This window comes from Anabaena sphaerica FACHB-251 (assembly GCF_014696825.1).
Taxonomy (GTDB): Bacteria; Cyanobacteriota; Cyanobacteriia; order Cyanobacteriales; family Nostocaceae; genus RDYJ01.
The window spans coordinates 30,561-52,009 of sequence record NZ_JACJQU010000011.1 but is presented as its reverse complement, the minus strand read 5'-3'; the positions used below and the strand labels follow the sequence as shown (position 1 = coordinate 52,009).

At 40.3% G+C, this 21,449-nt stretch carries 20 protein-coding genes; 11 read left to right on the top strand and 9 right to left on the bottom strand.

The window, feature by feature from the left end; all coding sequences use genetic code 11:
• Positions 1-27 precede the first annotated feature (27 nt).
• Both H6G06_RS17580 and murQ read left to right on the top strand, forming a co-directional pair.
• Positions 28-441, top strand: a complete 414-nt coding sequence (locus tag H6G06_RS17580; RefSeq protein WP_190562586.1) for a DUF3110 domain-containing protein — start codon at positions 28-30, stop codon at positions 439-441.
• A 58-nt stretch (positions 442-499) separates the two neighbouring features.
• The gene (gene murQ / locus H6G06_RS17575; RefSeq protein ID WP_190562431.1) at positions 500-1,420 is read left to right on the top strand and encodes an N-acetylmuramic acid 6-phosphate etherase; all 921 of its coding nucleotides are present in this window, start codon (positions 500-502) and stop codon (positions 1,418-1,420) included.
• A gap of 225 nt (positions 1,421-1,645) precedes the next feature.
• On the opposite strand, the gene H6G06_RS17570 is transcribed toward murQ, so the two are convergent.
• A complete protein-coding gene (locus H6G06_RS17570) occupies positions 1,646-5,002 on the bottom strand; it encodes an NACHT domain-containing protein (protein WP_190562429.1) in 3,357 nt (1,118 codons plus the stop codon).
• 409 nt (positions 5,003-5,411) lie between these two features.
• Positions 5,412-6,635, bottom strand: a complete 1,224-nt coding sequence (locus tag H6G06_RS17565; protein ID WP_190562427.1) for a tetratricopeptide repeat protein — start codon at positions 6,633-6,635, stop codon at positions 5,412-5,414.
• A gap of 397 nt (positions 6,636-7,032) precedes the next feature.
• Between H6G06_RS17565 and H6G06_RS17560 the strand changes: the two genes are divergently transcribed.
• The gene (locus tag H6G06_RS17560; RefSeq protein WP_190562425.1) at positions 7,033-7,812 is read left to right on the top strand and encodes a phosphate ABC transporter ATP-binding protein; all 780 of its coding nucleotides are present in this window, start codon (positions 7,033-7,035) and stop codon (positions 7,810-7,812) included.
• On the opposite strand, the gene H6G06_RS17555 is transcribed toward H6G06_RS17560, so the two are convergent.
• Positions 7,809-8,606, bottom strand: a complete 798-nt coding sequence (locus tag H6G06_RS17555; protein WP_190562423.1) for a sulfite exporter TauE/SafE family protein — start codon at positions 8,604-8,606, stop codon at positions 7,809-7,811. The two genes, H6G06_RS17560 and H6G06_RS17555, sit on opposite strands and share 4 nt — an antisense overlap.
• A gap of 517 nt (positions 8,607-9,123) precedes the next feature.
• Here H6G06_RS17555 and H6G06_RS17550 point away from each other — a divergent pair.
• From H6G06_RS17550 to H6G06_RS17540, 3 genes are read left to right on the top strand one after another with little or no spacing between them, the layout of a single operon-like run.
• Entirely contained in the window at positions 9,124-9,948 is an 825-nt protein-coding gene (locus H6G06_RS17550) for a sulfite exporter TauE/SafE family protein (protein WP_190562421.1), read from the top strand.
• Between the two features lie 10 nt (positions 9,949-9,958).
• Positions 9,959-10,516: a DUF1634 domain-containing protein gene (locus H6G06_RS17545; protein WP_190562419.1), complete on the top strand. Its 558-nt coding sequence runs from the start codon at positions 9,959-9,961 to the stop codon at positions 10,514-10,516.
• On the top strand, positions 10,513-10,782 hold the full coding sequence (locus tag H6G06_RS17540; RefSeq protein WP_190562417.1) for a hypothetical protein: 270 nt from the start codon (positions 10,513-10,515) through the stop codon (positions 10,780-10,782). The genes H6G06_RS17545 and H6G06_RS17540 overlap by 4 nt, the downstream gene beginning before the upstream one ends.
• Positions 10,783-10,864: 82 nt before the next feature.
• Here the strand turns inward: H6G06_RS17540 and H6G06_RS17535 are convergent, their stop codons facing one another.
• From H6G06_RS17535 to H6G06_RS17525, 3 genes are all read right to left on the bottom strand, one after another.
• Positions 10,865-11,413: an NUDIX hydrolase gene (locus tag H6G06_RS17535; RefSeq protein ID WP_190562415.1), complete on the bottom strand. Its 549-nt coding sequence runs from the start codon at positions 11,411-11,413 to the stop codon at positions 10,865-10,867.
• Positions 11,414-11,469: 56 nt separating this feature from the next.
• Positions 11,470-12,009 (bottom strand): 2-amino-4-hydroxy-6-hydroxymethyldihydropteridine diphosphokinase, encoded by a 540-nt coding sequence (gene folK, locus H6G06_RS17530; RefSeq protein WP_190562414.1) that lies wholly within the window; start codon positions 12,007-12,009, stop codon positions 11,470-11,472.
• Between the two features lie 198 nt (positions 12,010-12,207).
• Entirely contained in the window at positions 12,208-12,387 is a 180-nt protein-coding gene (locus tag H6G06_RS17525) for a hypothetical protein (protein WP_190562616.1), read from the bottom strand.
• Here H6G06_RS17525 and H6G06_RS17520 point away from each other — a divergent pair.
• Both H6G06_RS17520 and psb35 read left to right on the top strand, forming a co-directional pair.
• On the top strand, positions 12,339-14,630 hold the full coding sequence (locus tag H6G06_RS17520; protein WP_190562412.1) for a transglycosylase domain-containing protein: 2,292 nt from the start codon (positions 12,339-12,341) through the stop codon (positions 14,628-14,630). The genes H6G06_RS17525 and H6G06_RS17520 overlap by 49 nt on opposite strands.
• A 176-nt stretch (positions 14,631-14,806) precedes the next feature.
• Positions 14,807-15,001, top strand: a complete 195-nt coding sequence (gene psb35 / locus H6G06_RS17515; protein ID WP_190562410.1) for a photosystem II assembly protein Psb35 — start codon at positions 14,807-14,809, stop codon at positions 14,999-15,001.
• Between the two features lie 117 nt (positions 15,002-15,118).
• Here the strand turns inward: psb35 and H6G06_RS17510 are convergent, their stop codons facing one another.
• From H6G06_RS17510 to H6G06_RS17500, 3 genes are all read right to left on the bottom strand, one after another.
• Complete coding sequence (locus H6G06_RS17510; protein WP_190562408.1) at positions 15,119-15,541, bottom strand: tellurite resistance TerB family protein; 423 nt, start codon at positions 15,539-15,541, stop codon at positions 15,119-15,121.
• Positions 15,542-15,598: 57 nt separating this feature from the next.
• Positions 15,599-16,939, bottom strand: coding sequence for a 16S rRNA (cytosine(967)-C(5))-methyltransferase (locus H6G06_RS17505; protein ID WP_190562406.1), 1,341 nt, complete (start codon positions 16,937-16,939; stop codon positions 15,599-15,601).
• Between the two features lie 238 nt (positions 16,940-17,177).
• Positions 17,178-17,531: a TRADD-N-associated membrane domain-containing protein gene (locus H6G06_RS17500; protein WP_190562614.1), complete on the bottom strand. Its 354-nt coding sequence runs from the start codon at positions 17,529-17,531 to the stop codon at positions 17,178-17,180.
• Between the two features lie 462 nt (positions 17,532-17,993).
• Between H6G06_RS17500 and H6G06_RS17495 the strand changes: the two genes are divergently transcribed.
• The 3 genes from H6G06_RS17495 (at position 17,994) to H6G06_RS27485 (ending at position 21,444) form a co-directional block, all read left to right on the top strand.
• A complete protein-coding gene (locus H6G06_RS17495; RefSeq protein WP_242039749.1) occupies positions 17,994-20,252 on the top strand; it encodes a WD40 repeat domain-containing protein in 2,259 nt (752 codons plus the stop codon).
• Between the two features lie 4 nt (positions 20,253-20,256).
• Complete coding sequence (locus tag H6G06_RS27490) at positions 20,257-20,988, top strand: ATP-binding protein (protein ID WP_242039748.1); 732 nt, start codon at positions 20,257-20,259, stop codon at positions 20,986-20,988.
• A gap of 102 nt (positions 20,989-21,090) precedes the next feature.
• Positions 21,091-21,444, top strand: a complete 354-nt coding sequence (locus H6G06_RS27485; RefSeq protein WP_242039747.1) for a hypothetical protein — start codon at positions 21,091-21,093, stop codon at positions 21,442-21,444.
• Positions 21,445-21,449 lie beyond the last annotated feature (5 nt).

The window sequence follows — 21,449 nt, the reverse complement described above, 5'->3', positions numbered from 1 at the left end:
TATAGACGTGAACTCAAAGGATGAATGATGCGTGTTTTTGTATTAATTTTCAATGCTGGCACTGATAATGAAGGAATTCACTCGATTCGGGTGGGCGATCGCAATACAATCATGATGTTCGAGTCAGAGGATGACGCTACACGCTTTGCTTTAATGTTAGAAGCTCAAGATTTCCCAACTCCTACAGTGGAGATGATGAATGCTGACGATATCAAGGAATTTTGTGAAGGTGCTGGGTTTGACTGGGAAGTTGTGCCAGAAAATAGTAATTTGGTGATCACTCCTCCAGAATTGAATGTAGAAGAAACTGATTGGCAAGTGAACGCCCAAAACCAAGACACTGATGATTCTTACCGTCCTAGTTCAGCAAGCGAGACAGAAACGGAAATTTCTGATTCTGATCTAGACAGCCTCCGTCGCCGACTAGAAGGGTTATTGTAGTTAGTCAGGGAATAGGGAACAGGGAACAGGGAAGAATAACAACTGACAACTAACAAACATGACAAATTTGCAGGAACGCGGGCATCTCCTCACAGAACAGGTAAATCCTAATAGTCTGAATTTAGACCAACTCAATTCTCTGGAGTTGGTGGAGTTATTTAATCATGAAGACCAAAAAGCTGTAGAGGCAGTGGCAGGGGCTAAGGTTCAGTTAGCAGCAGCGATTGAACGCACGGCGGAGCGTTTACATCAAGGTGGGCGTTTATTTTACATCGGTGCGGGAACCAGTGGCAGATTAGGGGTGTTGGATGCGGCTGAGTGTCCGCCTACTTTCTGCACACCCCCAGAGTTGGTACAGGGTATTATCGCTGGTGGTGCAGGGGCGCTGTTACGCAGTTCTGAGGGTTTAGAAGATTTGGCAGAAGATGGAGAAAGTGCGATCGCTCAACGTCAAATTACTCAACTTGATGTAGTCGTCGGTATCACCGCTGGAGGAACTACTCCTTATGTTCACGGTGCTTTAAATGCTGCCCGTCAACGGGGTGCTTTAACTGTTTTTATTGCCTGTGTTCCTGCTGAACAAGTAGATTTTGAAGCTGATATTGATATTCGCTTGTTAACGGGGCCAGAAATCTTAGCCGGTTCAACTCGCTTGAAAGCTGGTACTGCAACTAAATTAGCTTTAAATATGCTTTCTACCGGGGTGATGGTGAAATTAGGTAAAGTTTATGGCAATCGCATGGTTGATGTAGCGGTTACAAATCAAAAATTACGCGATCGCGCTTTAAGAATTTTACAAGATTTAACCGGTTTAAGTCGGGAAGCAGCGGGTTTTTTACTAGAACGCAGTGGCACGAAGGTTAAACTGGCTTTATTAATGCAGTGGACTGGTTTAGATAAAACCGCTGGTGAACAACTATTAACAGCGCATAAAGGTAATTTGCGTGTTGCTGTTGATAGTTATAAAAAAGATAAATAATAGATCACCTTAACCCCTAAGAGGATGTTTAAAAAGTCATAAAGTTTACGGAATAACCCCTCTCCAAACCTCTCCCTAACCCTCTCCTAAGAGGAGAGGGAAAAGGAATAACATTTAATACTGGAGAGGCTTAAAAACTTAATTTAATGTTGCCAATGAGGGGTTAAAATGCCCCTCTCCGTGTCGGAGAGGGGTTGGGGTGAGGTTCATCGAACTGACGTAAGTTTAAAACATCCCCTCAGCCTTTCGCACTTCCTCCAATTCCTCTGGAGTAAAAGGATTTAGACCTGCTTTGAGTGCTTCTATCCAACGCAGTCGGCGCTGTTTATCAACTTCTGAGTAATCAAGCGCATTGCTATCTACTGCTGATTGAAAGTCTGTTAATGCTCCAGTTAAATTACCTGTTAATGCCCTAGCCAGTCCTCGACTATCTTGCCATATTTTATCTTCTGGTTCTGAGGCAACTGCATTTTCACAGGCATAAATTACATCAGCAGGATCACCATGAAGAGTACCAAACCAACCTAGAATATTCCAAGATTCGGCGGAAATCTGTAAATTAGGGTCTATGCTTAAAGCCTGATTGTAAGCTTGAATAGCCTCTGCAAACTTACCTTCTCCTACCAAACTCATCCCCTCACTTAACGCCACCGCAGCTGAAAACAATGGTTGTTGTGCCAACTCTGAGGGAACGTTTAAAGCTTCATGCAGCCACAAAGCGTTTACCCATCTTGTATTATTGTTCCATTGAATTGCTTCAAGAATAGTACCAAAAAGCTTCGCACCGATAAGGTTGGCATCATTAAGGTCGGCACCGTTGAGGCTGGCATCATTGAGGATCGTCCCCATGAGATCAGCTTCGGTTAAACTAGTACCCATGAGATCAGCTTCTGTAAGGTCAGCTTCGTTGAGGTTAACATTATAAAGGTCAGCACCGTTAAGGTACGCTCCGGTGAGATTAACACCGTATAGCAAAGCTGATTGGAGATCGACACCCTTAAGTTTAGCATTGCTGAGATCAGCTTGACTGAGATTGACTTTGTAGAGGTCGGCACCATCAAGGTTGACACCGCTAAGGTTCGCATGGCTGAGGAAAAATCCCAGATTTTTGTTAAAGGTGTCAGCACCTAAGCACTGACTATAGCCAATTATGCGAAGTAAGCATTCGTCATCAAACCCCTCTGTATTAGGCTGACCACAAGGATGAAAATTGATGTCATCTTTCAAGTCATCATTAAATTTAGCGTAACGATGCAACTCCAACAGCAAAATCAACACATTCAGTCCCGTGTACACATCCACCTGTCGCAGTCCCAAATGTTTTTCTCGCTCTGGTAATAGCTTCTTCAACTGCTCTTTCTTAAACAGAGGCAAGATTTCTGTTTCTGGAGGTGCATCAATAAATTCTCCATCGCACCAACGCAGGTAAAATTCCTCCAATCTTTGGAACAGTTTTACATAGCATTTAGCATTAAATTCTGATCTTTCAGCTAACAACCCCATCAAATATTCAACAATTTCCGGCGTTAAATTTCCATAACCCAACAAATCATAAATTTGTTTATCCATCACATCTGTTGAAACTGAGTCTTCTTGACGGTTACGCTTGGTAACTTGATCTGTCCAATCACAAAAACTGTTTACCAATCGTTCTGCAAATAAAAATTCGCCAAAGCTTTTGTGAACAAACTCCATTGAACCGCCTTCTTTCCCAGAAGCAGGTTTAATGTAAAAAGCTGTTACTAGGTTATTTAATGTTTTCTGTTCTGTCAGCTTTTCGTAGGGTATCTCCTTTCTGGCTTGCTGAAGTAAATTGGCAATGGGTTGATTGTCTTTAATTCTTGCCTCTAACATTTTGATATTGGCAGATTCATTACCAGACTGCACCACACACAAAGCCACCTCAGTTAAAAACTCTCGCAAATCTTCGCTTTCTAGTCCAGCCAAACGTAGGTTTTCGTCCTGACGCTGTTTTTCTAAAACCCATTTAATTGACTCATCATAAATGCGAATTTTGGCTTTAATTCCTTCTGCACCTGCAAACATCTGAGCATTAAAATGTTTTTCCCGGTGCATTCTTGCTAAGAGATAAAGTAGTAAAGGCTCTCGTGCTAGTGTCTCTTGAATTTCTTCAGGACAAGATTCTAAAAATTCTTTAAATTCAGTTGTTTCCTGATTACCAAATTTAGCTTCCCATTTATTCAGCCATGTTTCCCTAATTTCATCATCCATCGGCTGAAGTTCGACTCTTGTTAAGCATTTGGTTTGTGTAATCAAACGCTCAATGTTTTGCAATGCTAAAGGGCGACCTGTCACCAAAAACCGATGATGGCTATTATTTTGAAAACTCTCTACTTGCTGTAAAACTTCTTGCGCTTCTCTGCTTTCTCTTCTTTCTAACAAAAGTTCATCAAATCCATCCAGCAAAAATAAAAATTGAGTATTTTTATCCGTCAACCAACCAGAATCACTTTGAACAAAATCAACTGTTTCTAAATGCTTTTTCAAAGTTTCAGTCAGATTATCCCCTAACACCCGTAAATCCCGCAAGCGAATTAAAATCGGCGTAAAACTGGGGTGTAATTCTCGCCGCACCCTATCAGCAAACATCCGACTAAAAACACTCTTTCCCCTGCCGGCTTCACCTTGAATAAACAAAACTTTCTGTTGTTTATCCGAGTCAGTTAGCATTTTTATCACCCATTCCTCTATTTGCAGCTTTTCATCCCCAACAGGTTTACCATTATCATCTACTGGACGCACTTGCAGAGGAACATACAAATCCCGGAAGGTAATTTCTTTTTCGTCAAAAATCTTTTCTTCTGGTTTGGGTTTAATTTGCTGTTCTAAATAATCTTCTATACTCAAATATTTCTCTAGTTGTTCTTTCCCCCCGACGCTATACCATTCTACTAACTGCTTAACTTTATCCCCAGTTTTTACCAGTTCTGAGAACAGATATTCATCGGTTTTTCGTGCTACTTGTTCAGTTAAAATTTCTGCTTTTTCTGCTTCTAAACCTGCTTCTTGTAAACGTTGTTGTAAAACTTCATTGAATGATGCCGCTAATTTGGATTCATGGAAATAAACTATGGCTTTTTTCGCGTCCCGTTCATCTAATTCCTGTTCACCCAATTTTTTAATCTTCTGTGCAACTGCATCAGAAGCGGGAGATTTATTTAAATTTAATTTCTCTATTAATTCTGGCTGTTCTCTGACAAGTTCCTGAAAACTTTCTAAATAAGCAGCTTGGCTAACTAATGCCACACACTGTTCTAAATTTAACTCTTTGTTGGTCTGATCAATAATTAATTTAATCATCGTCAGCGCGATGGGTGCAAAGGGAATGACTGCACCTGCAACCTGAACAAGTGGACCATTGAGGACATCTAGAAGCGAGGATATTTGTTCTGCATATGGCTTGAGGTCGGATAACTTCGATTTTTGCTCATTGACAGCTTTTGCCAGGTCTAACACAGCTTTGGCGGCTTCTGAGCCAGTTTTTACTACCTCTACCCCTTGTCCCCAGTTCAAATCCCGAAGATAAATATTTCTTGTCAACAACTTCCACAGCGTCGCCATTCCCTACACTCCAGTACAGTTTGCAAATAGGTATTACCTGTTACATGAAGTATTTTATCACTACAATATATCTTGGTTTATTTGGACACATATAATTAAAGTATGGGATTTTCTATGGCAGGCATAATGAAATAAGCAATGATGACTTTTGCAGTAGATGATTCAACTTATTTGTACCTCACTTACCGGCAATATGCTGTAACATCGAAAAATTATTTCATTAAAAAAATCCCCATACCATTTCTTTCTAAAATCCAGTAAATCATCAAATCCTGTAAATCCTGATTCTGACAATGACCAACCCACACAATCAGATCCCCGACTTCTTTTTTAATATTATAAATAAATTATAAATTGATGTAAGAAGTCGGGGATCTACGCATGACACTATTTACTAATTTGTTATCAATTACAAATTCGACTTTGATAATGTTTCAATCTTTTGAACAAAATATGTTTCTTGATGTTTGAGTTGTCGCGCTATTTCTAAACCTTTTTGAAAAGCTGCTAATGCTTTTGCATCTTCTTTTTTTTCTAAATACAATTGTCCCATTTGATCATAAGCTTGCATCAAACCATAAAAGTTGGTAGCTAATGTTTCGGTTTCTAACAAAATCTGACTAGCTTGCAAAGCTTCATTAATTTGATTTTGGGAACGGTAAAGCTTGATTAATTTCTGCAAAGCTTCACTAGCAGTAACGTACTGTTGTAATTGCCAAGCGGTAATGTAAGCTTCTTGATAGTTGTTAAATGCTTCTTGCCGTAAATTGGGATTTTCTCGTGCTACCGATTGATAATTTTCAGCTATGGCTATTTTTAGGGCAGGAATTCGCGTCAGATTTTTATCTCTAGTGTAAATTGCTGCTAACTTATTCAGGACATTTATCGCTTGTTGAGGCTGTTTTCCCTTGTCATAAATATAAGCTAGTTGTTGTAAATAATTAACTTTATTTGGCCTATCACCATTGCTAGTAGCAAAATTTAGCAATTCTTGGTAAGTTGTGGCAGCTTGGGAATAATCAAACCAACTTAGTTGTAATTCTCCAATTGTCTTTAGAGTTTCTAGTTCAGCAGTAGTATTATTTTGCATTTTTACTAATGTTAAAAGCTGCTGATAAGCTCCTACAGCCAGTTTGGGAACACGAAGATTTTGGTAAGCTTCACCAAGCGATCGCCATAATTCTACATCAGTGCTTTTTTGAGTCAGCATCTGTTTTTCAATTACCTGCAATCGCTCAGTAATATATTTTACCTCCTGACGCTCATTTTCATTCCAAGCGATCGCACCCACCCGTGATAATGCTTGCACTTCAGCTAATGAACCTAAAAAGCGCCGCAGTCGTAGTTCTCGGTTCCAAATATCAAACGCTGTTACCTTATCCCCCGCTTGTAGTGTCGTTGTAGCTTCTTGATTTAACTTATCTAGCGCGGTTTCCAGCTTTTGCAGTTCTTCAGGAGTTAACGGCTGTTTTTTCACTGAACCCCTGACCAGAGGATCTGGTGTGGTAGTCTCCAATGGACCTGAAGGAAACTTATCCATTTGTTCTGGCTTTTTACTTTCTGCCAGTGTGACAAAACTGCACAGATGCCAGAAAATAATAGTAGTAACTATAAAACTTAAGCGTCTTAGCATAAACAACCCTCCTGTCCTGTTGAAAATTGTCTAGAGAATTTAGCATTACAACTTGTTTGACGCACATCTGATCGATAATTATCCCCATCTTCCATTACATTGAGTTCCTGATTTTGAGTTGTCTGTATCAACTATTTATTTTTTAAATTCTTGAATGTGTCATTTTTTATGTCACCAATCACAGTAATATAGTTAAGACTGGTGATTAAAATTCTCTAGAAGATAAAATTACACTCATATCAAAGACCACCGTAAACATCCAATGACCTCATATTTGCTATTTATACATCTCATCTACTCGTAACACAATCAACAAAGCAGCATACTGAAACGTTAGCATCGATTTTTATTTTTACTATGTTTCTCAGTCAATAGTTGTTGTATACGTTTTGTCAGCATGAATAAAATAATTACTGCCATCAGAGTCAAAAATTTTAGCTTTTATTACGACAATCAAAAAATCATTGAAGATGTGTCAATGGAGATTCCCCAAAATAAAATCACAGCCATCATTGGACCTAGCGGTTGTGGTAAGTCTACTTTTTTGAAATCTCTAAATCGTATGAATGAATTAGAAGGAGAAGTGAAAGTTGAAGGGAAAGTAGAATTTTTTGGCCAAAATATTTATGGTCGTCGTGTCAACTTAAATCGCTTACGTCGTCAAATTAGCACGATTTATGCCAGACCAAATCTTTTTCCCATGAGCATTTATGATAATGTTGCCTATGGAGTGAAATTAATCGGATGGCATCCAAAAGTAGAATTAGATGAGATTGTCGAGTTAGCACTTAAAGCCGCCGATATTTGGGAAGAAGTCAAAAATAAACTCTATAAATCTGCTTTAGAACTATCTTTTGGACAACAACAGCGTTTGTGTATTGCCCGTGCTTTAGCAGTCAAACCGCAAGTTATCCTCATGGATGAACTTTGTGTAGGACTTGATCCCATCGCTACCATGAAAATTGAGGAACTAATTGAATGTTTGCGTTCTGAATTGACAATTGTATTTGTCTCTCACAACATTCAGCAAGTTTCTCGCTTATCAGATTTTACAGCTTTATTTCACTACAATGAAAATCGGATTGGGCAACTGCTAGAATTTGCACCCACAAAGAAACTCGTACCCCATACTTTTAATTCTCGCAGTCGTGATTATGTTTCTGGACGCTTCCGTTAAACTGGAGCTACTAATTTCCAACTCACTATCATCAAAATGGCATAAACAATAAACCTTAATGGACGTTGAGGAGCAATCTGGCAGATTTTTGCACCTAATAAAACTCCCGGAACTGAGCCTAACCATATCGGTAAAACCAAACTCCAATCAACTGTTCCCAAGGTTAAATGTCCCAGGGAGGTAAAGAGTAATAAAATTGCTGCTTGTGCAATATCTGTACCTACCAATTTACGGGCATCAAGGCGAAAAAAGCCAATTAATACTAGCGCAAACATTGAACCGGAGGAAACACTAGTTAAACCAACAAAACAGCCTAAAATGGCTCCTATAGTTATTGTGAGAAAACGTCCCCGATTGGTTGTGATATCTAATTTTGGCAGTTCAGGTAAATTAAAATTGGGGAAAAAACTCATAAATAATAATTGTATGAGTGCCAAGAATGTGACTAACAAAATCATGATCCCCAATAACCGCAGCAAAATGTGATCTAGGTTATATTCTCCACTCCGTCGAATCAGGTGCAAAATTCCCACACCTACCAGTGATCCAGAAACACTACCCATTGCTAACCATTTGACAATTTCTGTGTCTAGGGTTTGCTGTTGCCAGTGCTTAACACTACCAACTAACTTCATTAATGTGGCCGCTACAACGTCAGAACTCACCGCAACAGAAGGTGGCACTTGGAAGACAAAAATCAACATGGGGGTAATCAAAGAAGCTCCACCAATTCCGGTTAAACCAACCATGATGCCAATGAAGAAGCTGAAAGCTGGTAATAATAAATAGTGCATAAATCAGTGATGTTAAAAAGCAAGTTTTAGTAATTCAGAAAAAGGGATTTTGATATGTGGTCAAGCGATTGTTAAGTTTTACTTTTGTTTTTCAATTTTGAATTGTTTAACATCCTCTAACACTGTATTTATAATCCGGTAGTACACGTTTCATCAGCATATTGAAAAAAGTATCCTAGAATTACCCCTTGTATAGTAGGGTATTAATGGCTCTTGTAGCTACAATTTATTGGGAATCTGAGGGTTGTCACCATTTCCCAGGCACGAAAATCTCGATTTTTCGTGAAGACTAAATTAGTTTATTATGATTATTTATTATCTTTATCAGGCGTTGCTGAATTAGGGGATGAAATTGAAAAATCAATGATTTCAAACTCTTACTCTCTGTGACTGGAGCGCCTCTGCGTGAAACAAAATCATACTCTTGATCAGCAACGCCCTTTATCATTAGCCAATAATATTCAACTTGCCGTTTCAGTTCTCAAGCAAAATACATCTGAATAAAGAGGAACAGACTTTGAGTATACTGGCATTTTCTTTACTAGTCTGGCTGGGATCATTTGGTGCTGGTTTGTTAGGAGCCTTAACTGGCTTAGGTGGTGGAGTAGTAATAGTTCCTTTATTAACTTCTGTGTTTGGAGTTGATATCCGTTATGCTGTGGGTGCTTCACTTGTGTCTGTAATTGCTACATCTTTAGGATCAGCATCTACTTATATTAAAAAAGGTTATACAAATCTGCGGTTGGGAATGTTTTTGGAGGTAGCCACAACCATTGGTGCAATTATTGGCGCTATGGTTGCAGCCTTTGTTTCGGTGAAAGTCCTGGGAATTATCCTAGCAATCGTGCTAATTTATTCAGCATACCTGTCTCAGCGACCTAGACCGGAAAACTTTGAAAATGATGCATTAGAACCTTTAGCAGCATATCTCAAACTTAATGGCACTTATCCAACCCCTGATGGATTGATATCTTACCAGGCGCATTCTTTACCAGCTGGGTTTAGTATCATGTTAGTAGCTGGAGTAATTTCCGGTTTACTAGGAATTGGTTCAGGAGCATTCAAGGTATTGGCAATGGATCAAGCCATGCGTTTACCCTTTAAAGTTTCTACTACTACTAGTAATTTTATGATTGGTGTGACAGCCGCAGCATCAGCAGGGGTTTACTTAACACGTGGTTATATTGATCCAGGTTTGTCGATGCCAGTAGTTTTAGGGGTATTGCCTGGTGCTTTTTTGGGAGCAAGAATCTTAATTGGAGCTAAAACGCAAATTTTAAGAATTATCTTCAGTCTGGTTCTGGTGGTGATGGCTTTGAAGATGATTTATAACAGTCTATAGGTGAATTTTTATGTATCAAATTAATTCTGGTTTTCGGTGGACTCCAACAGCATCAACAAAAAATGAAACTCTAACACTAGCTTTGTTGCCAGAAAAGCTAGATGCTGATAATCAAAAGTTAGAACAACAGCACCAAACTAATGTAGAAATGCTGAATAATTGCTGCGAAATTGACAGTAATTACAACTTTGCCAAAACATCAAGTGACCAACGATTAGAATATTTATTGAGTAATTTGCTCAAATATGGGGTTTTAATTGCTAGTGCGGTTGTTTTTCTCGGTGGCATATTGTACTTAGTTCGTCATGGTGCAGAACCTGCTAAATATCAGTTTTTTCAAGGTACACCATCTGATTTGCGATCGCCAATTGGTGTATTAAATGCTGTGGCATCAGGTAGCAGTAGTGGTATTATTCAATTAGGATTATTACTGTTAGTTGCAACTCCAATTTTACGGGTGATTATCTCTTTTTTAACTTTTCTATGGCACCGAGAATTTATTTATGTAATTATCACCTCTTTAGTTCTCGCTACTTTAACTTATAGCCTAATCGGGGCATATTATTGATATATAGAAATTTCAAACTAATTGGTTCCTATTTCACAACTATTCCATCTGCTAATTTTGGTGTGGTAGTGCTGGCAAATAAATCAGGATTTAATGCTGATCCAAGTTTTGAATCTATTGTAGATTCATTATTAAAATTACCAATGTCGGTAAAACCTCCTATCACTTCACTGATTACAGCCGCAAAGAAATTTACTATGAATAAGTTGCTAGTCAATGATTGGCTACAAGCAGCAGTGGTAGCTTTGCGCTCTGGATTAGTTTAGCTACCGTAGACGCAAAGCGGCTTGCTGTAGGCTAGGCTTACCGCAGTATAGGCTGAAATATTTATAGATTGCTACATTGCGATTACATTAAAAACGAACGGGCTAGAAAAAAGCTGGTTATCGTTTTAGCATCTACAGGTTGTCCTTCATGAATAGCTGTTTCTAGTTCTTCAGGAGTGAAAAATACTGTTTCGATATCTTCATCTTCTTCTGGTTGTGGAGGTGTCTCCAGTTTTTCCAAATCTCTAGCTAAGAAAGCATAGATAATTTCATCGGAATAGCCAGGAGCCAAGAAAAACTCTCCCAGTTTATCCCACTTATGAGCGCGGTAGCCTGTTTCTTCTTCAATTTCCCTTTTCATTGTCTCCAAGGGTTCTTCATTGGGTTCTACAGTTCCTGCTGGAAATTCTAACAATCTTCCCTGAACTGCAAAACGATATTGGCGCACAAGAATCAGTTTACCCTCAGCGGTGACGGGAACAGCCAGAGCGCCACCAGGATGACGAATACACTCCCATTCTCCTTCGGATTTATTGGGTAAACGCAAGCGATTAACTTCAAAGTCAAACTTGCGTCCTTTATGAAACAAACGTTGCTTGAGTAGCTGTGGTAATTCTCTACCTAGTGGCATAGTAAAATTCTATTGTCTGTAGATACACAGAATATATACGGGGGTTTATTGTGGAATCAGGGTATTTCTGCTGCCAAGGATGGTAATGTAATAGTCGGTTGTTCATCCTTAACTAAGTGTACATCAGAACTGTCAATCTCTTGCAGCAGATGTTGGATTATACGCCCAGAGACTGGTTCTATCCAATCTGGGGCAATTTCTGCCAGTGGGACTAATACAAAAGCTCGTTCATACATCCGGGGATGGGGGATCTGGAGATTGGGGTCATTTAAGATTAAGCCATCATATAACAACAAATCCAAATCCAGGGTTCGCGGTCCCCAATGTTCCTGACGCACACGCCCAAATTTTTGTTCAATAGCTAACAATGTTGCCAACAAGGTTTGGGGTAGCATTTCTACTTGCAATATGGCACAGCCATTTAAATAATCGGGCTGGGGCGGTCCGATGGCTTTGGTTCTATACCAGCTGGATTTTGCTTCGAGAATAATACCAGGAGTTTGGGCTAAAGTCTCTAGAGACGCTGCTAAAATTCCTTGGGGATCACCCATATTACTGCCGAGAGCGATGGCACTTCTGGCCAATTTTTTAGACATCGTTGCTTTGCCGAATGCTCTTTTTAGGTGGCGGGGGATCAGTTTTGCTTCATTGGTTACAGACTTTGCCAATGGTCTTGATGTCCCAAAAATTATTTAATCATGTTCAGAAGCCAATTTGACGAAGAGTTTGAGAAGTAATAGGATTTTGCGCTCTGATTAAGTTGATTATTTATGGGATATTATAAACTAACGCGATTAGCATACAAACCCTGGACTTTGGGCATCAATCAATAAATTTAAGTAGCTCTGACAAGGAGAAACTGCTCTTGCCACTTGGGAATCATCACAAAAACGAGGAGTCCACAAATGACAACTTACCATCCACAATGCTGCTAAAGGCAAGGCAGTTACTGAACCAGATGACGACTGTATCATCTGGAATGGCTGCCAGAATTGGTAGGAGCGATAAACCTTTTTATCGTCGTCTTTGGTTTTGGACAGGTTTAGGTTTAGGTGGCGGGATCATTGCCTTTAATTATGGTATGAGAACAATCGATAGTTCTTTACCAGATAAATCTCAACTCAACGCTGTAATACGAGAGCAAACACTAACTATTAAGGCTGGTGATGGTACGGTTCTTCAACAGCAAGGAGAAGCAACAAGGGAACAGCTAAAGCTAGAACAAATACCCGATAACTTAAAGAACGCTTTTATCGCTTCAGAAGACAGAAGATTTCAACAACACAATGGTGTAGATGCTCAGGGGATTCTCAGAGCAGTTGTGAATAATTTGCGATCGCAAAATGTGGTTGAAGGTGGTAGTACCATCACCCAACAAGTAGCGCGAATTCTCTTCCTCAGCCAAGAGCGAACTATTTGGCGCAAACTTAAGGAAGTCCGTCTGGCTCAGAAAATGGAGCAAGAACTCAGCAAAGAAGAGATTTTAGAACGCTACCTAAATTTAGTGTATTTGGGTTCTGGTGCTTATGGTGTCGGAGATGCAGCCTGGGTATACTTCAGTAAATCGGTGGATCAACTTACCTTGTCAGAAATGGCCACCATCGCCGGACTCGCTCCTGCTCCTAACATTTACGCCCCCGATAAAAATCCCCAACTGGCTAGAGAAAGGCGAAATCTGGTGTTACAAAGGATGCAGGAAGATCAAGTAATTACACTAGAACAAAAGCAAGCAGCAATTCAAGAACCACTCACCGTTAACAGCAATTTACCCAGACGCTTTCAAGTCGAGTTTCCTTATTTTACTACCTACGTTCAGCAGGAATTACCAAAATATGTTGCGCCTGATGTGTTAGCAGCAGGAGGGTTGGTAGTAGAAACTACCTTAAACCCGACTTGGCAAAAGGCGGCAGAAGAAGCAGTGGCTAAAACCCTCAGAAATCAAGGTCGTTGGGAAAACTTTAAAGAAGCAGCTTTAGTAGCCATTGATGCCAGGAATGGTGAAATTCAGGCCATGGTAGGGGGTAAAGACTTTGGTAAAAACCAGTTTAATCGTGTTACGCAGGCACAAAGGCAACCAGGATCGACATTTAAAGGATTTGTCTATGCTGCGGCTATAGCTACAGGTAAGAGTCCCTTTGATGGCTATCTAGATGCACCTTTGGTAGTAGATGGTTATGAACCAAAAAACTACAGTGAAAAATTCTATGGCTCGATGAACATGAGGGATGCCCTTACCCGTTCTATTAACACAATTGCGGTGAAGGTATTAATAGATGTGGGATATGAGCCAACAATTAAACTGGCACAGGATATGGGGATTCAATCCGAACTCAAGCCTACCTACTCTTTGGCTCTGGGTTCTAATGAAGTGAATCTCCTGGAATTAACCAGTGCTTATGGTTCCTTTGCTACTCAGGGTTTACATACAGGCGTGCATGGGATTCGCCGCATCCTCAACCGTCAGGGTAATGTGATCTGGACTGCTGATTTTCAACCTAAGCGGGCTTTAGATGCAGATAGCGCCGCCATTATGACCTGGATGCTCAGGAACGTAGTCAGAAACGGAACTGGTGGTGCTGCCCAATTAAATGATAGGCAGGTAGCTGGAAAAACTGGTACATCTGATCAAGCCCGTGATTTGTGGTTTATTGGCTATATTCCCCAAGTAGTAGCAGGCGTTTGGCTAGGTAATGATGATAACCGCCCTACCTATGGTAGCAGCGGTAGCGCCGCTTATACCTGGCATGAATTTATGAAAAAAGCGGTGGAGGGAATGCCAGTAGAAAAGTTTCCTGAACGACCTAAATTAGAAAATCGTAAAGGTACAATTAAAGCCCAGCCCATCAAACCGAAAAAAATTATCAACCGCGCAATTTCTGCCAGTGATGAAAACTCAGATCAGGATCATGGTAATTCATCCACCAGACGCAGACGCAGACGCAGTAATACGGAAGTAGAACAGCAATCAGACTACACTCCAAGACGTAGAAGGCGTTACCGTCAACAAGAGGAAGATACCACTCGCAGAAGCCGACGGAGCAATTCTCAACAATCAAGCGATAATTCTTCTTCAGAATCATCTCGTTCACGACGACGCAACAGAAGACAAGATTCAAATTCTTCTCCTGTAAAAAAGAGTGCCTCTGAATCTTCCTCATTACAACCTTCTTGGAGGGAACGACTCAAACCCGGTTCATCCTCTTCTTCCTCGGATTGAGAATATATTGGGCGAAGTTTTACAATACACAAAATGGTAGAAAATTAACTTCCTCGTCGCTACATCTGGTTTTTTACACCCTAAATAGCAAGTATTTCAAACTACGGGGAGATGTAGATGGTAAGTTAGTTTTATACTTTGTTAAGAAGTGTTAGGCATAGTAGGATCATTTACTCATGACTTTATTACTCGAAATAGCAGCACCAGTAGCAAGCGGTCCCCATTTTCCTCTAGCTTTTACTTTAGTGTATGTAGTTGGTTTTATTGCTGCTGTCACCATCGGTTCAATTGCTTGGTACAACTCAAAACGTCCCGCAGGTTGGGAAAGCAAAGATCGTCCTGATTTTGTACCCAAAGTCGATAAAGAATAATTGGAGGTAGAAGGAAGAGGTGACAGGTGACAGGTGACAGTGAAGAGGAAAGAGAAAAGATTTTTCCCAGTCCCCAGTTCCCAGTCCCCAGTCCCCAGTCCCCATCTCCCCAATCCCCTAATTCTGCACATCCACCCAGCGACGGTAAAGCTTTTTAATTTGTTTTAGCAGTGGGGTATAAATTGGTTGGGTGGTATCATGGGATTTACTTAACTCTTGCAATGTGGTTAGAAGTTTAGCTTCTTCAATGGCAACTTCACCGTCGCTGTAAATCAATCCACTAATAGCTTCAATGAGATTTTCGCAATCTTCTAAGCTGGGGCGATCGCCTAAATACTCTCTCACCCATTCGTAACATTGACTTGGTTTGACTGGTACTAATTCATACAGCCATGGCTTAATCTCTGGATCACTAGCCAAACCTTTAGCTTGAGCTATTTCCCGCAGATATTGTCTTTCTTCCGGCTGGATTCTACCATCAATCCAAGCTGCTCCAATCAGGATTTTAACTAAGTTTTTAACATGGGAATGATTAACCATTGCTGCCTCCTCTAGTAGATTCGGTCTTTCATCAAATGGTACAATCGTTAGCAGTATTCACTCGGAATCCTTGGTTTTTCTTAAGCGCACCATGAAAAAACCATCCATGTCCTGTTGATGAGGCCATACCTTTAACCACCCTGGGGTAGAAATATCCAGGAAATCAAAGCTGGGATGTTCAATTTGCCAATGGGAATTAGCTGCTAAAAATTCAGAAATCACCTCTTCATTCTCCGCTGGATGCAGTGTACAAGTTGCATAAACTAAAACTCCTCCAGTCTTGACAAAATTAGCAGTATGTGATAATAACTCTTTTTGCAGTTGGGAAAGTTCCTGAACAGAAGCCGGAGTTTGTCGCCAACGCGCATCAGCATGACGGTGCATAGTTCCTAAGCCGGAGCAGGGAGCATCTAATAATACACGATCAGCGACGTTGTGAAATTGGGTCAAGTTGCGAGTATCACCCGTGCAGATTTCGATAGATTGTAAATTCAGACGTTGAGCGTTTTCCTTGAGTTTACGTAATCGGGAAGCGGTTTGATCACAAGCGTAAATTTTGCCTTTATCTCCCATTAATTCAGCAATATGAGTAGTTTTCCCCCCTGGTGCTGCACAAGCATCAATCACCACATCACCAGGTTTAGGGTCAAGCAAATGACCAACTAATTGGGCGCTACTATCTTGAATAGTCCACCAACCATCACGGAAACCTGGTAAATTTTGAATTGCTCCGGTACTACTAATTAATCTTAAAGCTTGGGGTAAATGGGGAATAGGTCTCACTAAAACACCAGCAGATTCAAAAGCTGATTCTACCTCTTCTAATGAACTGCGAAGAATATTTACCCGTAAATCAATTGTCGGGGTTTGATTCATCCATGCACAGAGTTTTTCTGTTTCTGCAAAACCTAATTGTGATAACCAAACTTCAATTATCCAATCGGGAAAACTATGTAAAATTCCCAATCTTTCTACCGGATTTTCAGGTAATTTTAAAGGTTCTGATGATGTTTCTAAAAGACGTAGATATTGACGTAAAAAACCATTAACAAACCCTGTTAAACCAGAAATACCGTTTTCTTTTGCTAGTTCAACTGTGGTATTTACAGCAGCAGAATCAGGGATTTTTTCTTGATAACGCAGTTGATATAAACCGAGATGTAAAATAGTGCGGAGGTCTGGTGGTTGTTGCTGCGCTTTTTTGGTAGCGAGTTGGTCAATGATAGTGTCTAGGGTGCGTTGTCTTCTTACACAGCCATAGACTAATTCTGTCATTAACCGACGGTCATTGTCGGGTAATTTATACTTTTGTAATACACGGTCGAGGGCTACATCAGCATAAGCTCCTTTGTGTACTTCTTTCAGGGCGGTAAATGCAACTTGACGGGAATTAGTCATGGAAGGTAGGGACAGTTTTCACTGTAAGGTGTGATTTATGTGTTCTTCATTCCTAGATTTTAACAGCCAGGGAATAAATTAAGAGTCTCATAGCAGAAGTCTGTTTTAACCGACTATTTTCAATTCATTAATTAGATATTTTTCCATCAATTATGATTGAAGTTTGAGTTAATCATAGTAGGTTTTAACCTACTTGAGCTATTAGCCCGGAAATCAATTTCCGGGTGAATTTGGCTAATTACTTTCCGTGTTCTTCTTCCTCTTCTTCCAGAATTTTCAAAAGTTCATCTTTAGATTCTTTAGCCATATTCAAGCTAGTCATAGTTGCTAAAGCACCAGCACTTGCATAGGACTTACGCAAGATTGAACTCAAAACCTGATTCTTGCGTAGGGGTAATTCATGAATTACCCCTACTTCCGCTCTGTTTTGCGTAAGTCCTGTTGCAGTTAAACTCGCTTCTGAGATTTTATTGAAATAGATTAAAGCTACTCCAGATAAAGTAATCATAGCTGAAATAGCAGAGACAGACACAGCGACGTTAAAAGTTAGTTTTGCTTGGCGGAGTAATTCGTTATTAATTGCTTGTTTCATGGTTTTACTCACCTTTTATATTAATGTTTTTGGCTCCTTTCATGTTTTTATCTTGTCATGAATCTCCAGAGATGAAGTCTAGTGCAAGTATAGAGATAGGTATATTCAAAGTAGATATAAAGTAAAGTATATGCAAAGTACATTAGATGTATATTGAAAGTATATTGAAGGTATAAATATTAGAATTCATGTAAGCATTTAGGAGTGGAGTGATAAGATCCCCGACTTCTTTTATTATCCTGTCAATAAATTGTGAATTGATTGCAGAAGTCGGGGATCTGGTTGTCACTGAAACATCCAAAAACCTCTTTGAGTCTACTTTAGTAGACTTTCGCTATGAGACTGGGAATTGATTCCCAGGCGGTTTATAATGCAAATCGAAAAATGACGGTTAAAAAACATTAACCAGACCATTTTTACCAAAAATCAGTTATAATCCTTACTAAAATCTAAACAACATCCATGACTTGGCAAGAATTTCTCAACCAAGAAGCAGGTAAACAAGGTTTATCTATGGATAAATTCGCTCTTAAAATTTACTTGAGTTTGCCTTATTCTTTGGCAAACTCAGTCTTAAGAAAACCAGAAAATTTAGCTGAATATTACCAAACTCTCACAGATTATAAATTCATATCCGCCAAAATTAATCATCCCGAATTTGGAATTCAGGCATTAATAGAAGATTATGATTTACTAGATGATAACCAAACCCAAAACCACCCAGACCAAACCGAAACCTTAAAATATATTCAAAGTGCGCTGCGACTGTCGGCACATATTGTCACCCAGGATAAACAACAATTACCTAGTCAATTATGGGGAAGGTTACAAGCTATCCACACCACAGAAATTCAACAACTATTACAACAAATATCACAAACTCAAACTCACCCTTGGTTGCGTACCCTCACCCCCAGTCTCACACCACCAGGAGGAAGGTTACTCCGCACCCTCTCAGGTCATAGTAGTTGGGTAAACGCAGTCGCAGTCACAGCCGACGGAAAACGGGTAATTTCTGGTTCAGAAGACAATACTGTCAAGGTGTGGAATTTAGAGACGGGGGAGGAACAGTTCACCCTGAGAGGTCATAGCGGTGGGGTAAGAGCAGTCGCAGTCACAGTCGACTCTAAACGGGTGATTTCTGGTTCATCTGACAATACTGTGAAGGTGTGGAATTTAGAGACAGGGGAGGAACAATTCACCCTGAGAGGTCATAGCGGTGGGGTAAGAGCAGTTGCAGTCACAGTCGACTCTAAACGGGTGATTTCTGGTTCATCTGACAATACTGTGAAGGTGTGGAATTTAGAGACAGGGGAGGAACAATTCACCCTGAGAGGTCATAGCGGTGGGGTAAGAGCAGTTGCAGTCACAGCTGACTCTAAACGAGTGATTTCTGCATCTTGGGACGAAACTGTGAAGGTGTGGAATTTAGAGACAGGGGTGGTACAGTTCACCCTCAAAGGTCATAGTAGTTGGGTATTAGCAGTCGCAGTCACAGCCGACTCTAAACGGGTGATTTCTGGTTCATATGACAATACTGTCAAGGTGTGGAATTTAGAGACAGGGGTGGTACAGTTAACCTTGAGAGGTCATGGTCGTTCGGTATTAGCAGTCGCAGTCACAACCGACGGCAAACGGATGATTTCTGGTTCCGGTGACAAAACTGTCAAGGTGTGGAATTTAGAGACAGGGGAGAAAGAGTTCACCGTGAAAGGTCATAGTAGTTCGGTATTAGCAGTCGCAGTCACAACCGACGGCAAACGGATGATTTCTGGTTCCGGTGACAAAACTGTCAAGGTGTGGAATTTAGAGACAGGGGAGAAAGAGTTCACCGTGAAAGGTCATAGTGATTCGGTATACGCAGTCGCAGTCACAACCGACTCTAAACGGGTGATTTCTGGTTCATATGACGAAACTGTCAAGGTGTGGAATTTAGAGACAGGAGAGGAACAGTTCACCCTGAGAGGTGATAGTGATTCGGTATTAGCAGTCGCAGTCACAGCCGACTCTCAACGGGTGATTTCTGGTTTATATGACGAAACTGTCAAGGTGTGGAATTTAGAGACAGGGGAGGAACAGTTTACCCTGAGAGGTCACAGTGATTCGGTATACGCAGTCGCAGTCACAGCCGACTCTCAACGGGTAATTTCTGGTTCATCTGACGAAACTGTCAAGGTGTGGAATTTAGAGACAGGAGAGGAACAGTTCACCCTCAAAGGTCATAGCGGTGGGGTATCAGCAGTCGCAGTCACAGCCGACTCTAAATGGGTGATTTCTGGTTCATCTGATGAAACTGTGAAGGTGTGGAATTTAGGGACAGGAGAGGAACAGTTCACCTTTACAGGTCACAGTGATTTGGTATCAGCAGTCGCAGTCACAGCCGACTCTCAACGGGTAATTTCTGGTTCATCTGATGAAACTGTGAAGGTGTGGAATTTAGAGACAGGGGAGGAACAATTAACCCTGAGAGGTCACAGTGATTCGGTATACGCAGTCGCAGTCACAACCGACTCTAAACGGGTGATTTCTGGTTCTTTAGACAATACTGTGAAGGTGTGGAATTTAGAGACGGGGGAAATTATAGCTACTTTCACAGGTGACAGTTCTATCTATTCCTGTGCAGTTGCACCCCCCAATAAATTCACAGATAAGTTAACAATTGTTGCGGGTGACGCTTCGGGGATGGTGCATTTTTTAAAGTTGGAAAATGCGGGAGAGTGAATTTATGAACTCCACACCCAGACCACCAACGGTTAATAATTACCTGGATACTCAGCAACAATTCACGGAAGTTATTAACACCAAAAGCGCGAATTTTATCGGTCGTGATTTCGTGTTTACTGCTATTAATAATTTTCTCCACCGCTATAACCGGGGTTATTTTACGATTATCGGCGCACCGGGTAGCGGTAAAGGTGCGATTATTGCTAAATATATTCAGGAAAATCCTCATGTTATTTATTACAACGCGGAGTTAGAGGGTAAAAATCACGCTGCGGAATTTTTAACTTATGTATGTTCTCAAATTATCGCCAACTTTCAAAATATATCCCTGCCAAATTTACCAGATAACGCAACAGAAGGGAGTTGGTTTTTATCCTTGCTTCTCCAACAAATCAGCGACAGTTTACAACCAAATCAAAAATTAATTATTGTCATTGACGGGTTAAACTGCATCAACCGCAATTTACAACCACCAGGAACAAATATTTTTTATCTTCCCCGCTACCTTCCCCAAGGGGTGTATTTTCTCCTTTCCCGTCGTCCGTTTTTATCAAGTAATTCCGGTTTATTAATTGAAGCACCGGTGCAAAGTTTGAATTTAGCAGATTATCCAGAGGAAAATAAACAAGATATTCAAGCTTATATTATAAAAAACCTAACCCCCCTAACCCCCCTTCCCTACAAGGGAATGGGGGAACAAGAATTATCTAACTCCCCTTTCCTCGCAGGATAGGGGTTGGGGGAGAGGTCTATTATCAAATCTTGGTTAAATACCCACCAAATAAATGAAGCAGAATTTATTTCTAACTTAACCAACCGCAGCGAAAATAATTTCATGTACGTGAGTCAAGTTTTAGCTGCTATTGCTGACGGTTTCTATACCGAACCTTCCCAGTTAGAAACCTCTCTATCACCTGGTTTAGAATCTTATTACCAACAGCATTTACAAAAAATGCTGGACTCGACAGATGAAGATTTTGCTCTAGCAATTTTGAAAGTTTTAGCAGAGAAAACACAACCTATCTCTGTTGCAGATATTGCCAATTTCCTAGATTGTGATGAATTTGATGTAGAGGAAATTTTAGAATCTTGGTTTGAGTTTTTACAGGTAGAAACTATCACTGATGTTACGGTTTATCGCCTTTATCATCATAATTTCCGCCAATGCTTGATATCTTCCAACCTTTAGCAATA